This window comes from Dactylosporangium sp. NPDC051485 (assembly GCF_040682015.1).
GTDB lineage: Bacteria > Actinomycetota > Actinomycetes > Mycobacteriales > Micromonosporaceae > Dactylosporangium.
In genome coordinates, this window is sequence record NZ_JBFAZW010000054.1 from 30,917 (window position 1) to 44,840 (window position 13,924).

11 protein-coding genes and 1 pseudogene are annotated in these 13,924 nt (G+C 72.8%); 5 read left to right on the forward strand and 7 right to left on the reverse strand.

Features of this window, described 5'->3' with window-relative positions:
* Positions 1-11: 11 nt before the first annotated feature.
* Entirely contained in the window at positions 12-1,556 is a 1,545-nt protein-coding gene (locus AB0M46_RS28030; protein WP_363340602.1) for a penicillin-binding transpeptidase domain-containing protein, read from the forward strand.
* Between the two features lie 78 nt (positions 1,557-1,634).
* Here the strand turns inward: AB0M46_RS28030 and AB0M46_RS28035 are convergent, their stop codons facing one another.
* The 3 genes from AB0M46_RS28035 to AB0M46_RS28045 form a co-directional block, all read right to left on the reverse strand.
* Positions 1,635-2,936, reverse strand: a complete 1,302-nt coding sequence (locus AB0M46_RS28035) for a glycosyltransferase (RefSeq protein WP_363340604.1) — start codon at positions 2,934-2,936, stop codon at positions 1,635-1,637.
* Positions 2,933-5,173 (reverse strand): GH92 family glycosyl hydrolase, encoded by a 2,241-nt coding sequence (locus tag AB0M46_RS28040; protein WP_363340673.1) that lies wholly within the window; start codon positions 5,171-5,173, stop codon positions 2,933-2,935. The genes AB0M46_RS28035 and AB0M46_RS28040 overlap by 4 nt, the downstream gene beginning before the upstream one ends.
* A 75-nt stretch (positions 5,174-5,248) precedes the next feature.
* Complete coding sequence (locus AB0M46_RS28045) at positions 5,249-6,391, reverse strand: GGDEF domain-containing protein (RefSeq protein WP_363340606.1); 1,143 nt, start codon at positions 6,389-6,391, stop codon at positions 5,249-5,251.
* 105 nt (positions 6,392-6,496) lie between these two features.
* Here AB0M46_RS28045 and AB0M46_RS28050 point away from each other — a divergent pair, with 105 nt between their 5' ends.
* Together AB0M46_RS28050 and AB0M46_RS28055 are read left to right on the forward strand one after the other, a co-directional pair.
* On the forward strand, positions 6,497-7,828 hold the full coding sequence (locus AB0M46_RS28050; protein ID WP_363340608.1) for an extracellular solute-binding protein: 1,332 nt from the start codon (positions 6,497-6,499) through the stop codon (positions 7,826-7,828).
* 60 nt (positions 7,829-7,888) lie between these two features.
* Positions 7,889-9,562 (forward strand): MFS transporter, encoded by a 1,674-nt coding sequence (locus tag AB0M46_RS28055; RefSeq protein ID WP_363340610.1) that lies wholly within the window; start codon positions 7,889-7,891, stop codon positions 9,560-9,562.
* On the opposite strand, the gene AB0M46_RS28060 is transcribed toward AB0M46_RS28055, so the two are convergent.
* The 4 genes from AB0M46_RS28060 to AB0M46_RS28075 all read right to left on the reverse strand — a co-directional run bounded on the left by AB0M46_RS28060 (position 9,544) and on the right by AB0M46_RS28075 (position 12,015).
* Positions 9,544-10,233, reverse strand: a complete 690-nt coding sequence (locus AB0M46_RS28060) for an alpha/beta hydrolase fold domain-containing protein (protein ID WP_363340612.1) — start codon at positions 10,231-10,233, stop codon at positions 9,544-9,546. The two genes, AB0M46_RS28055 and AB0M46_RS28060, sit on opposite strands and share 19 nt — an antisense overlap.
* Before the next feature lie 86 nt (positions 10,234-10,319).
* A complete protein-coding gene (locus AB0M46_RS28065) occupies positions 10,320-11,099 on the reverse strand; it encodes a hypothetical protein (protein WP_363340614.1) in 780 nt (259 codons plus the stop codon).
* Between the two features lie 31 nt (positions 11,100-11,130).
* The gene (locus AB0M46_RS28070; protein WP_363340616.1) at positions 11,131-11,430 is read right to left on the reverse strand and encodes a hypothetical protein; all 300 of its coding nucleotides are present in this window, start codon (positions 11,428-11,430) and stop codon (positions 11,131-11,133) included.
* Positions 11,431-11,676: 246 nt separating this feature from the next.
* Entirely contained in the window at positions 11,677-12,015 is a 339-nt protein-coding gene (locus AB0M46_RS28075) for a hypothetical protein (RefSeq protein ID WP_363340618.1), read from the reverse strand.
* 84 nt (positions 12,016-12,099) lie between these two features.
* Between AB0M46_RS28075 and AB0M46_RS28080 the strand changes: the two genes are divergently transcribed.
* Together AB0M46_RS28080 and AB0M46_RS28085 are read left to right on the forward strand one after the other, a co-directional pair.
* Complete coding sequence (locus AB0M46_RS28080) at positions 12,100-13,065, forward strand: hypothetical protein (protein ID WP_363340620.1); 966 nt, start codon at positions 12,100-12,102, stop codon at positions 13,063-13,065.
* Positions 13,066-13,777: 712 nt separating this feature from the next.
* A pseudogene (locus AB0M46_RS28085) lies at positions 13,778-13,915 on the forward strand (transposase family protein); the annotation flags it as partial.
* Between the last annotated feature and the right edge of the window lie 9 nt (positions 13,916-13,924).

The window sequence follows — 13,924 nt, forward strand, 5'->3', positions numbered from 1 at the left end:
GGGGGCGGGCAATGGCGGGGGAATCACGCAGCGAATCGATCATCGAGTCGGCGCACGGATCAGGGCCGGGCGGCCGGCGGGCCGCGCTGGCCGCGGCGGTCGTCCTGGTGCTCGCCGCCGTGGCGGGTGTGGTCCTCTGGCGCTCCCGGGACGGGGCCGTGCCCGCCGCGTCCCCGGCGTCGCCGCAGCCGCGGGCCTCGGAGCTGTACGCGGCCGACGACACGACGCTGATCGCGCGGTTCGACACCGACGATCCGCGCGAGAGCTGCCTGCGCGTGCCGGTCAACGACTGGGGCTACTTCTGCGACTACGTGGTCGCGTGGTGGCGGGCGCAGGACGCCTTCGGGGCCGACGAGGCGCAGCGCCTCGATCGCCTGCGCCACGGCGGGTACCGCATCGGCGGCTCGCTCGACCCGCGGCTGCAGGCCGGCGCGAAGCAGCGGGTCGACCAGGTCCTGCCGGTCCGCGACCCGAAGGTGTTCTCGCTGGCCACGATCGAACCGGGCACCGGCCTGGTCAGGACGATGGCCGTGAACCGCAACTTCCGCCGCCCGCCGGCCGCATCCCCGAGCCCGGCCGATCCGGACCGGCCGCCGTCGGGGCCCGCCGGGCCGGACTCGGTGGACGCGCTCGTCGCCGGCGACGTGAACACGCCCGGAGACGCGGCCGGCGCGCCCTTCATGATGTTCACGCTTGCCGCGGCGCTGGAGGGCGGCCTGACGCTGGACCACGCGGTCGACACGAAGCGGGTGTACGAGTCGAGTTTCGTCATCGACCCGAACAGCCCGGCAGCCTGCCATGGCGGGCACTGGTGCCCCGCCAACACCGGCGACCCGGCGTACCTGTCGGGGCGGCGCACCATGTGGGACGCGTTCGGCCACGCGGTGGTGACGTACTTCGTGGCGCTCGAGGAGCGGGTCGGCGCGGACAAGGCGGTCGCCATGGCGCAGCGCCTGGGCATCACCTTCCGCAGCACGGTGGACCAGCAGTACGGCCTGTCGCCGAACAGCACCCACTGGGGTGCGTTCACGCTCGGCGTCTCGGCGACCGCCACCCTGGACCTGGCCAACGCGTACGCCACCTTGGCCGCCGACGGCACCCACTGCGACCCGCTGCCCGTCGCCCGGGTCCTCGACGCCGGCGGCCGGCCGGCGCCCGGCGTCGGGCCGCGCTGCGCGCCGGTGCTGCGCCCCGAGGTGGCCCGTGCGGCGATCGACGCGGGCCGCTGCCCGCTCGGCGACGACTCCGCCTTCGGCGGTGAGCGCTGCGGCGCCGGCACGGCCCCGGCCGCGACCGTGCGGGACGCCGTCGGACGCCCGGTGTCCGGCCAGGTCGGCAACGGCCGCACCTGCTCCGTGGTGGTCGCCGGGCCGCAGCTGGTCACCGCCGGCATGATCGCGGCCGCGCCGGGGGCGAGCGCCGGCACGGCCCAGATCGGCTCCGGCGTGTCCGAGGGCGCCATGGGGGCGGTGGCGGGGGTCGAGCACGACGGCCTGGCCCCGCTGCCGCCCCGCGACTTCACCGCCCCGCCGCGGGAACTCGCCTTCGCCACCTGAGCACGGCCGAGCACGACGGCCTGGCCTCGCTGCCGCCCCGCCGCGGGAGCCGGCCCTGGCCGCCTGACGGCCGGTCGGTCAGGCGGTTGACCGCACCGATGTCCCGGATCGCTGGCGGACGACGCCGTCCAGGACCGGGAAGAGGTCGTCGAAGACCGCGGTGCGCTCGAAGGACATGGCGTGGGCGCGGGCCCGCCGCTCCAGGTCCGAGCGCTGCGCCGCCGGCATGTCCAGCACCACCCGGTCGATCGCCGCGGCCAGGCCGTCCACGTCGCCCGGCTCGACGATGACCGCGGTGTCGCCGACGGCCTCGCCGGTGCCGCCGGTCAGGGTGGTGATCACCGGGCCGCCGCCGGCCAGCATCTTCTCGGCCAGGGCGATGCCGAAGGTCTCCACGAAGTCCGGCTCCGGGCGGGTCGGCAGGGCGTAGGCCGCGCACCCCCGCATGAGGAGGGGCTTCTCGGCGTCGTCGACGTCGGTCAGGAAGACGATGCGGTCGTCGTCGGCGGCCAGGGCGCGGGCCTGCTCCAGCGCCGGGCCGGTGCCGGCGATGACGAGCCGGACGTCGGGGCGGCAGCGCATCCGCTCGTAGGCGGTGATCAGGTCGTAGACGCCCTTGGCCCGGGAGACCCGCGACAGGTACAGGATGTACTCGTCGCGGCGCAGCCCGCGGCGGGCCAGGGCCCGGTCGACCGCGGCCGGGTCCAGATCCAGGTAGGCGGACACGTCGATCGGCGGGTAGCTGATCGTGACCCGGCGCCGGCACTGGTCGGCGAGGCGGGTGCCGCACAGGGCGTCGACCTGCTCGGCGGCGGTCACGATCTCGTCGCGGGTGTAGGCCGAGACCGCCACCACCTGCTCGTTGGCCAGGAACGTGGTGAACAGCGCGATCGCCGCGCCGTGGTTGCCCTCGCGCAGGCAGGCCCGGATGACGTTGGTGACGTCGGAGCCGACCGCCTTGGCCGCGGTGCGCACGTCCGGGGTGAACCCGGCCGCCCGGGCGATGCTGACCGCGTCCGCGACGACCTGGGTGTGCGGCACGAGGTACATCGACAGGCACGTCGTCGGCACGGGCTCCATGAGCAGCTCGACGAGCCGGCCGGTGAGCCCGGCGAGGTAGCGCCCGTCCGGCACCCGGTAGTCGCCGACCGGCTCGGGGCGTTCGACGGTGATGCCCGGGGAGTACGGCAGCAGCCGATCGAGCGGTTTGAGTGGCAGCCCCGCGGCCTGCAGCGCCGGGATCGGCCAGGTCAGCAGGCGCACGTCGTCGTAGCCGCGGGTCAGCGCGACCTCGGCGAGGTTGCGCGCCTCGCCGGAGTGGCCGCAGATGACCGGGTCGGCGCGGACGACGATCACGAGGCGGCGGCGGGGGTACGTCATCTGGACTCCAGCATGGAGGCGGACGGCGGACGGACCCGGCGCCCCCAGGCGGACGGTTCGGGGCCAAGTTGCAGATGCAGCCGGCCGCCCCGGTGGACGTCGGCGGCGCTGATGTGGGTCGCGTCGAGCGGCTCTCCATTGAGCGTAACCGATTGAACGTACTGCGCCGGAGGGTCGAACTCGACCCCGTCGGCGCCGATCGGGGTGCCCCGGTGGCCGGAGGTCTCGACGACGAACTCGCCGCCGCTGACCTTCAGCGCGCCGCGGGCGAACGCGGGCGCGTTGATGAGGAACAGGTTCTGCCCGGCGACCGGGAACAGGCCCAGCGACGCCCAGACGTACCAGGAGCTCAGGCCGCCGGAGTCGTCGTTGCCCGGCAGCCCGCCCGGGCCGGTGCCGAACTGCCACGTCAGCGCGGAGTGCACGATCTCGGCCGTGCGGTCCGGCCGGCCGGCGTAATGGTAGGCCCAGGGCGCCTCCATGTCCGGCTCGTTGTTGAGGCCCTCGAAGCGCTGCAGGGCGTAGCCGGCCGCCATCTCCGGCGGCTGGGGGCGGCGGCCCGGCTGCACGACCGGGCCGGCGCCGTAGCCGAAGAAGCGGTCCAGGTTGGCCACGAACGCGTCGTCGCCGCCGCCGAGCGCGATCCGCCCGGCCATGTCGTGCAGCAGCCGGAACGAGTAGTTCCACTTGCCGCCCTCGTAGAACTCCGAGTCGCGCAGCAGGCCGGTGCCCGGGTCGAAGGCGTTCGTCCACTGGCGGCTGCGCCGCTCGAGGTCGTCGGCGAGGTGGACGTCGTTGAGGGCCCGGGCCACCTGGGCGGTGCAGTAGTGGGCGTAGGCGAGGTCGAGGGTGTGGCTGATCGGGTGCACCACGCCGTGCTCCCAGAAGTCCTCGCCGTACATCCGGCGAAGATCGTCGACCATGTGCACGAGCGCCCAGTTCCAGTCGAGGTCCAGGCCGGGCAGGGCCAGGGCGTGCACGTCGGCCAGCACGGTGTGGGCCAGGGCGCTGGCTTGGCGGAAGAACCGGTCGGCGCCGCGGGCCATCCGGTAGCCGATCGGGAAGTTGCCCTCCTCCTCGCAGACCCGGATCAGCGACTCCAGCAGGTCCCGGGCCCGGTCGGGGGCGAGCGCGGTCAGCAGCGGCAGCTGCGTCTTATAGATGTCCCACATCGTGCACACGTCGAACGCGAACGGCCCGCCGTTGGGCCAGAACGGGCTCTCGTCGTCGGCGAAGCACGGCTTGATCAGCGAGTGGTACAGCGCGGTCGCGAACACGGTGCGGCGGGCCGGCGTGCCCCCGTCGACCTGGACCCGGCCGAGGTGCTCGCGCCACCGGCCGCGGGTCGCGGAGCGCACCGTGTCGAACGCGGGACCGTTCGTCCCGCACTCGTCCTCGAGGTTGCGCCGGGCCTGCTCGCAGCCGCGCAAGGAGAACCCGAGCCGGATCTCGACGGTCTGGCCGGCGCCGGTCGGGCCGATGAAGAGCATGCCGAACGGGCGCAGCGTGGTGTGCCGGATGCTGTCGAAGTCCAGCCGCGTGCCGCCGTCGATGAGCCTGCGGTCGTACCACAGCATCTGCCGCCATTTGGGGCTGTTGAGCTCCATCGCGACGGACAGCGGTACGCCCTCCATCACCACCGTGCCCTGGGCGCGGCCGCCGCCGAGGCTCTCCGCGTGCGCGCGCAGCGGCACGGTGCGGCCCAGCTCGATGCCCAGCCCGCCGCAGGACAGGTCGATGACGACCCGGGCGTTGCTGTGCTCGGGGAAGGTGTACCGGTGCACGGCCACCTTCTCCCCGACCGTGATCTCGCAGCGCACGCCGGTGTCGAGGGTGGCCGCGTAGTAGCCGGGCTGGGCGACCTCGTCGCGCAGCGGCCAGGACTCGCCCAGCACGTCGAGCTGCTGCACCATCGGCGTGACCCGGACGTAGTTGTAGTACTTGCGGATCGCGCCGGTGCCGGACTGCTGGAAGTGGGTGAAGCCCGACGCCTGGAGCCGGTCGAACATCTCCTCCGGCACGCCCTCCGTGTTCTTGGCGTACCGGCCGTAGCCCGTCGGGTACGCGCCGGAGTACGCACAGGCGGAGACCATGCCGAACGGCGAGGTCGCGCCGGGGTGCGTGTTGCCGACCTGCGGCTTCGGCCACCACCAGGTCGCGGCCAGGCCACGCGCCGGCGGCAGGGCGGTCGCGGCGGTGCCGATGAAGGGATCAACGTCGTCAAGGATGCCGGGAATCTACCGTGATCCAGCGTGGTGGTGGTTTCCGGCGGATGAAATTCGCCTCGCGCCCCGTCGCCCGCGCCGCGCCGGTCAGGCCGCCGCGAGCGTGGAGCGCCGGAAGACCTCGTAGCCGCCCTTGCCGCCCTGCTTGATGCGGTACATCGCCTGGTCGGCCCGGCGCAGCAGCTCCCCGCCGCCGGTCCGCCCGTCGGCCGGCGCCACGCCCACGCTGGCCCCGATGCGCACCTGGCTCCCGGCCACCTCGAACGGCGTGGCGAGCGCGGCCACGACGGCCCTGGCCACCCTCACCCCATCGGCCGCGTCTCCCGTCGCGACCACCACGGCGAACTCGTCGCCGCCGAGGCGGACCACGGTGTCGTCCGGCCCGGCCGCGGCCAGCAGCCGCTCGGCGACCGCGATCAGCAGCTCGTCCCCGGCGGCGTGGCCGAGGTTGTCGTTGACCGGCTTGAAGTCGTCCAGGTCGACCAGCAGCAGCGCGGCCGGGGCGGCGCCGGCGTCGAACAGCTCGTTGAGGGCGCGCCGGTTCGGCAGCCCGGTCAGCGGGTCGTGCGAGGCCTGGTGGCGCACCAGCGCCTCGTGCTCGGCCAGGGTGTCCAGCGCGATCCGCTGCTGGCGCAGCAGTTCCTCGTCGGCCCGCTGGCTGGCGCGGTGCTCGCGCTCGAAGCGGTACACCAGGACCCCGATCGCGGCGACGGCGGCCACCATCGCGACGACCACGGCCAGGTTGGCGAACCCGTTGGCCCGGTCGGCGGCGTCGACCGCCTGCTGGGCGAGGTGCTGCAGGGACAGGTTGAGCCGGGCGAAGCGGGGGTTGGTCTCGCGCTGCTCGAGCGCCTTGGCCTCGGCCGTCTTGCCCACGCCGAGCAGCCCGAGCTCCTCGTCCAGCACCGCGTGGTACTGGTCCACCTGCTGGCCGAGATCCCCCGTCCCCTCGAGGCTCTGCAGGATGGCGCGCTCCCGGGCCCGCAGGGTGCCCAGGTCCCGGGCCACGGCCACCGGCGAGTTACGGTCGGCGAGGGTCTTCCACTGCAGCGAGCTCTCCTCGTGCAGCATCATGTTGAGCTCGCTGAGCCGGGCCCGGGTCACCTCGTGCTGCCGGCTCTCGCCGTGCAGCCAGATGTTGGCCATCGCGACGCCGCCCAGCAGGAACACGGCGATCGCCACGACCCGCGGCCACCGCCACCGAAGCCAGTCCCGCCCTTCCGTGTGCATGTCAGTCGCTATCGGCACCGCGCGGGCGAACTTCGGGAATTTTCGGCACCCGGTCGCCCTCAGCCGCCCGGGTGCCCCGCCGATGACCTCGGCGTGATCAGGCTCATGGCAGTCGCGGCGGTGGCCGCGCTCAGTGTGACGGGTTGCGCGGCCGCCACCGGCACCGCACCCGCCGTCCTCGGCTACGCCGCCGACCGGCCGCCGGTGACCATCGACTTCTGGTACATGCCGGCCGGCGGGCCGGTCCAGGACGAGGCGGTGGTCGCGGAGGCGAAGGCGTTCCACGCCGAACACCCGAACATCACCGTCAGACCGGTGCGGGTGGTCTGGGAGGACGCGCTGACCCGGATCAGCACCGCCTCGACGAGCGGCGAGGGACCGGACGTCACCCAGCTCGGCACCACGTGGGTCGGGGGCTTCAGCGCGCTGGGGGCGCTGCGGCCGTACACGAAGGCCGAGATCGCCGCGGTCGGCGGCCAGTCCGCCTTCGCGGCCGCCAGCTGGAGCTCCAGCCACCCGGCCGGGTCCCCCCAGATCACCGCCATGCCCTGGCTGGTCGACATCCGCACGCTGTTCTACCGCACCGATGTCCTGGCCAAGGCCGGTCTGGACCCGGACACGGCGTTTGCCACCTGGGAGTCGTTCGAGGCCACCCTCGCGAAGATCAAGGCGGACGGCGGCGGCATCGCCCCACTGGCCATCGGCAACCAGAACACCTTCGGCATCATCCACAACGTGGCCCCCTTCATCTGGGGCGCCGGCGGCGACCTGCTGGACGAGACCGGAACCCGCTCCCGCCTGGCCGAGCCGGCCGCCGTGGACGCGGTCGCCTACTACCAGCGCCTCGTCTCGCTGTACGACGACCCGGCCGCGATGGCCCTGACCTCCACCGACGTGCCGGACGCGTTCGCCAGGGGCATGGGCGCCGTCACGATCGACAACTCCCAGTCGATCGCCGACTTCCTCGCCAACCCGGACCGCCCCGGCCTGCGGGCCGGCTGGGGGACCGCCCCGATGCCCGCGGGCCGGGCCGGCCGGTTCGGCTTCCTCGGCGGCTCCAACCTGGCCATCCTCAACGGGGCCAAGCACCCGGACGCCGCATTCGAGTGGGTCCGCTTCCTGACGAGCCAGAAGAGCCAGCAGCGGTACGCCGTGAACTCCGGCCTGTTCCCGGCCCGCGCCGACGCCGTGGCCGGCACCAGGCTCGCCACCGAGCCGAAGTACGCCGCCTTCCGCGAGATGGTCGGCCACGGCAAGATGTACCCCTCGGTCCCGGCCTGGGTCACGGTGGAGACCGTCATCGCCAAGGACTTCGCCGAGCTGTGGCACGCCTCGGGCGCGGTGCCGCGGGCCCAGGTCGAGTCGGTCCTGACCCGCACCACCACCGACATCGACGCCACCCTGCGGGACAGCACCGCCACCGGCATCCACAACTAACCGGTCGGGCGGCGGTGCCCGCAACGCTAAAACGGCACCCGCCGGGTAGACCGGACGCTCATGTCGCCCAGCCACGGTCTGCCCGGCCGGTGGTCGGTGCTGTCGAACACCACCCTCGGCATGCTCCTGGCCACCGTGAACGGCTCCATCCTCATCATCTCGCTGCCCGCGGTCTTCAACGGCATCCACGTCGACCCGCTCGCCCCGGGCAACGTGAGCTTCCTGCTGTGGCTGCTCATGGGGTACCTGCTGATGACCGCGGTGCTGGTGGTCAGCCTCGGCCGGCTGGGCGACATCCACGGCCGGGTGCGGGTCTTCCGGATCGGCTTCGTGGTGTTCGCGGCGACGTCGGTCGCCCTCGCCCTCACCCCCGCCGAGGGCCGGGCCGGCGCGCTGTGGCTCATCGGCTGGCGCCTGGCCCAGGGCGTCGGCGGGGCGATGCTCATGGCCAACTCGACGGCCATCATCACCGACGTGTTCCCGCCCCGCCAGCGCGGCACCGCCCTGGGCGTCAACCAGGTCGCCGGCCTGGCCGGGAGCTTCATCGGCTTGGTCCTCGGCGGCCTGCTGTCGGCCTGGCACTGGCGGGCCATCTTCTGGGTCAGCGTGGTGGTCGCCGTCGCCGGGGCCTTCTGGGCGTACCGCAACCTGACCGCCATCCGGCCGGAGCACACCGGCGTGCGCGTGGACTGGCTCGGCAACCTGACCCTGGCGGTGGGGCTGACGGCGGTGCTGGCGGCGTTGACGTACGGCATCCAGCCCTACGCCGGCCACGCGGAGGGCTGGACGAACCCGTGGGTCCTGACGGGCCTCGCCGGCGGGGTCGCGCTGCTGGCGGTGTTCTGTCTCGTCGAGTCCCGCGTCGAGCAGCCCATGTTCGACCTGCGCCTGTTCCGCGTCCAGGCGTTCTGGGCCGGCAACGTCGCCGCCCTGCTCAACGCGATCGCCCGCGGTGGCCTGCAGTTCATGCTCATCATCTGGCTGCAGGGCATCTGGCTGCCCCTGCGCGGCTACGAGTTCGCCGAGACCCCGCTGTGGGCCGGCATCTACCTGCTGCCGCTCACCCTGGGCTTCATCTGCGCCGGCCCGGTCTCCGGCCACCTGTCCGACCGCTACGGCGCCAAGCCCCTGGCCACCGGCGGCCTGGCGCTGACCGCCGTGTCGTTCGTGGGCCTGCTGCTGCTCCCCGTCGACTTCGCCTATCCGTCGTTCGCCCTCCTGCTGCTGCTCAACGGCGTCGGCTCGGGCCTGTTCTCGGCCCCGAACACCACCGCCGTCATGAACGCCGTCCCGGCCGACCAGCGCGGCGTCGCCTCCGGCATCCGGGCCACCTTCCAGAACGCCGGCATGGTCCTGTCCATCGGACTGTTCTTCTCCCTGCTCATCGCCGGCCTGTCGCAGTCCCTCCCGGCCGCCCTGCGCGAGGCCCTGTCCGCCCAGTCCGTGCCCGCCCCGGCGATCGACCGGGTCGCCGCGGTACCCCCCGTCGGCCTGCTCTTCGCCGCGTTCCTCGGCTACAACCCGCTGACGTCCCTGCTCGCCTCGGCCGGCGTCCTCGGCGGGCTGCCGGCCGCCACGGTCCGGACCGTCACCGCCCGCACCTACCTGCCGGGCGTCCTGGCCGGCCCGTTCCACCAGGGCCTGATCGTGGTCTTCCTGCTGGCCGCCGCCCTGTCACTGGCCGCCGCCGTGGTGTCACTGTTGCGCGGCGGCATCTACATCCACGACGAGTGATCCGTGGCGTCCAGCCACGCCACGATCCGCGCGATGCCCGCCGCGAACCCGGGATGCGCCGGCCGGTTGAGGAACCCGTGCGGCGTGCCCGCGACAACGTGGTGCTCATGCGGTACCGCGGCCCCCGCCAACTCCCGGGCGAACCGCTCGCCGGAGGCGCGCAGGCGGTCCCGGTCGGCGTCGAGCAGCAGCGCGGGCGGCAGGCCGGCCAGGTCGTGCCCGCCGGGCAGGGCGTGCGGCTCGGCCAGGGCCGCCCCGGCGTAGGCACGGTTCATCCGCGCAACGTCCCGCCGCCACGTCTGCCGCCACCACCACCGCCCGGCGAGGCGCCCCCGAAGCGCCCGGGACGCGGCCGGCAGCGCGGCGTGGAACGTGCCGTACGCGAGGACGAGCCGCTCGGGTCCGGGCCGGCGCTCGTCGCGCAACCGCAGCGCGGCGGCCGCGGCGAGGCAGGCCCCGGCGCTGGCCCCGCCGAGCACCACCCGCCCGCCCGTCGCCCGTTCCCGGACGGCGGCAAACGCGTCGACCACGTCGTCCACCGGCTCGGGGTACGGCACCAGCCGGTAACCGACGGTCACGACGGGCCGCCCGGACGCGGCGATGGCGCCCGCTACCGCGTACGACGGCGTCGGCGAACAGCAGCTCGTCAGCGCCGATCGGTGCGTTGGCAAGGGTGAACACGGCCAGGGCGTGGCGGTCGAGCGTACCCGTGCCGCGGTTGAGTCGCCTCGACGGGCCGCGCGATGGTGCGCGGCGCTCAGCGCGGGGCGGTTGCCGCCGGTGGCTGCGCTATGTTGCTCTGGCCTGCCGGTACGACGAGGGCGGTGAGGGAGATCGCGTCCATCGGGTAGGGCGCGAGCCGGGCGGCCAGCGTTGAGGGAAGGCGCAGCACGGTCGCGGCGACGGTGAGCTGATGGTCGGGGGTCAGCCCGTTGCCGATCGAGCACACCTCGGCGCCGCTGAACAGGTGTGTGATTTCGTCGAGCAGCGCCGGCGTCCAGCGACTCTGCACGACGGTGAGCCGGTCACCGTACTGCGGTCGCAGCGCCGCACGCACCACATCGGTGTCGGTCGCGACGGCGATCCAGCCCTCATCCCCGCGTGGATCACGGGTCCGGAAGAGGGTCAGGAGCAGGCCGTCGTGCATCAGGGACCGTTCGATGTCCGGCCGTAGCCTGGGCGTCCAATCCGGACTGCCGACCACAGTGCCACGCTCACGGCCGTCCCTGATCGTGACTTGCACCGCACCCGGGTTGCCCCATGGCGTGAACCAGGTGCCACCGGACACCACCAGCGTCCCCGCCTGCCACTGCCCGGCGACGGTTCCGTAGTGCTGCGCCCAGTCGCGCGGATCGACGGCCGACCGGCTCGCGTCCAGCCGGACCGCGCACGAAGCCGTCGTGACGGAGCCATCCGAGACCGTGACGACACCACCGTCACCCACCAGCCACGGTTTGCCGTCCCAAACGATGAGCAGGCCACGGGCGAGGGCGGGGTCACCCTCGTCGACGACGAGGAACTCCCACCCCGCACCCATTACCACGACTCCTTCAGGCAGCGAGCCGGCCCTAACAGGCGGCGACCACCGGTTGATCACTCCACGATACCTGGACCGGCGCCACCGAGATCTCCCGCCGGGCGACGATCCCGTCCACATCGAGCTCGAGCAGCCAGTACCCGGACCCGCCGCACGAGTTCGGCGGGTAGTACTGGCAGCGCAGATCCTGCGGCGGAATGTTGTAGGTCGTAGCGATGTAGGCCCGGCGCGACAGGCAGTTGTTTTGGCTGGTGATGTGGTTGCCGTCCCACGGCACCCACGTAGCGGCCCACGCGGGCAGATCGCCAAGCACTAGGGCCACCACGGTCACCGCGGCGACTACGAGCGCACGCACTGTTCGTTTCATCCGCCCCCCGACCTGACCAGTAGATCCACATCTTTCTATGCCGGTACGGATGCCAACGGGCCACCCGGCAGTGCGCGGACCCGGTGGAGCTTTTTGTCATGTTTTGCCGGGAATCGCAGTTTGCGCGTACGGCACAGCGACGCGTCCTTCCGGGCCATCCCATCCTGACGGACCAGCGAACCATCACCGCCGACCTTGCAGTGTCAGCGCTCACGTAATTCGGCTCTGGCACTCATCCGGTGATCGCCCGTCGCCCCCGTCCGGCGCGAGCGCCCGCCACCGCGCGGCCAGGCTGCGCAGCTCGGCCTGCCCGCCGGCGGACACGACCAGGGCGTGCCCGGCCTCGCGCCCGCCCAGCTCCCGGCCTCGCGCGCGGTGGAGAACCCCGGATGGATGGCCCGTACCCGCGCTCATCTCCGGCGCGATCGGCTCGACGTCCCGCGCCGTGATGGCCGCCTCCACCCGTGGCCGCGCGGTCGCCCACCAGGCCCAGAACTCCACGATCCCCTGCTGCCCACCGCCCTTGCGGCGGCGCCGCGAAAAGATCATGACCCACCGGGACGCGGGGTGGCGCCCTGGGCTCGAGGCTTGCCGGACCCCCGGGGTTGCGCAAGATCGCTATTGTGGCCGCCCATGGGAGCAGCGGGTCATGCGATATGCGTCAGCGGTGACGGGCACGTCGATGCGTTCCGGGAGGCGACCTGGAACCTTGTCCAGAATTTCGTGCGCAACTACACGGTCGGGCCGCAGTACGACGAGCTGCGCTCCTACCTGGAGCACGCCGACCCGGTCGGCAGCCCGCAGGATGCCGGGGAGACGACAGCGTACTGGTGGTTTCCCGACCTGACCGGCGTCTGCCACCGGTCGGCAAGCGCGTGGCTGCACTGGTTCGGGCTCGCCGTCGCCGTCGAATGGCCCTATGTACGGGTGAAAGCCCGCGACCTGGGTGTGACCATCACGCAGGAGCGGCCCGAGCGGGGCGAGGCCGCGCCGGCCGGCGACCGGTTCGTCGTGCTGCGTGGCGTGCTCTGGCAGGTCGACGACGACGGCCTCTACGGCGACGACGAGCGGCTCTCGATCGAGGAGCTCTCCGTGGACGAGCGGGCCGCCTACGAGGCCGCCCGGGAACTGTGCGCGTGCGGCGTGTGCGAGTTCCTGCGCCCCGACGAGGACGCGTTCGCCGCGACCCTAGCGCAGTTGCGCGGCGGTGACGCCGAGGACATCAGACGCTCGGCCGCGCTCCTGGGCTGGATGGGCCGCACCACCCCGGAGGTCCTGGAGAGCCTGATCCAGGCCGCGGCCAGGCTCAACGGTCCCGACGCTCACTACTATCTCAGCGACCCGGTCCAGTTCTGCGCGCTGATGCTGCCCGGCGCGTGGAAGCAACTGCTGGCGATGGCGCGAACGGCCGACAACTCTTGGTCCATCACGTCGATCCTGGACGGGCTTGCGGCCATCTACTACCGCCCAGGCGAGCGCACCGCGGCCGAGAAGGCGGAACTCCTGGCGGTGGTGCGGATCGTCGCCGACCCTGGCGGCCGTTGGAACGACGAATCCGCGCAGATGTGGCTGGAGGAGCTCGAGCGGGAGGAGGGCTGACCTCGGCCGGCGGCAGGCCGGGTCCTCGGGAGCGCATGCTTGTGCCCCCGTCGCGGCGACGTCCGAGCTCCTGCTCCGCCCTCTGACCGCAACGCCCGCCCGGCCGGCCGATCGTGCCGGTCGCCGCGAGCAGCGCCTCGACCAGCGTCGTCTTGCCGGAGCCGGAGTCCGCTCGACGTCCGTGCGCCGGGCGCCGTACTCCGAGATCGCGCAGTACCTCAAGTCCATCCGATCTTGTCGAACGCTGAGGAACTGCTTTGATGCCCGAGACCACGACCGATACACAGACCCGCTCCGGCGGCTGCCTATGCGGGAGGATCCGGTTCACCGTCACCGGTTCGCCCGACTATCCGCATGTGTGCAGCTGTGTGCACTGCCAGAAGCGCGCCGGTGGACCGATGCAGTTATGGGTTGGGTTCCCCCTCGAAGGGCTGCGCTGGACCGGCGATGGCGGCGAGCCGACCTGGTACGACACCTTCCCCGGGCAGACCAGGCGTGGCTTCTGCGCCACCCGCGGCCGCCACCGTGGACGCTCACGACTTACGTGAGCGGCAGACCGCTACAGCTGGGGAATACGGGCTCTGGCACTGGTCCGGTGATCGACTGATCTAGATGGTTTGATCGTTCCCTTGTGGAGCTTGTTGGCACGTTGTTCCCGCATCTGCATGGCGTGGTGGTGGACCGGGTTGTGCTGGCAGAGTCGAGCGTTCAGGTGGAGGCGCGTTGCGTCGCGTCGGCGGCATCGTGCCCGAGCTGCCGCAGGGCGTCCGTGAGGGTGCATAGCCGGTATCGGCGTCGGTTGGCCGACCTGGCGATTGCTGGGCGGCGGGTGCTGATCCGGCTGATGGTGCGCCGGTTC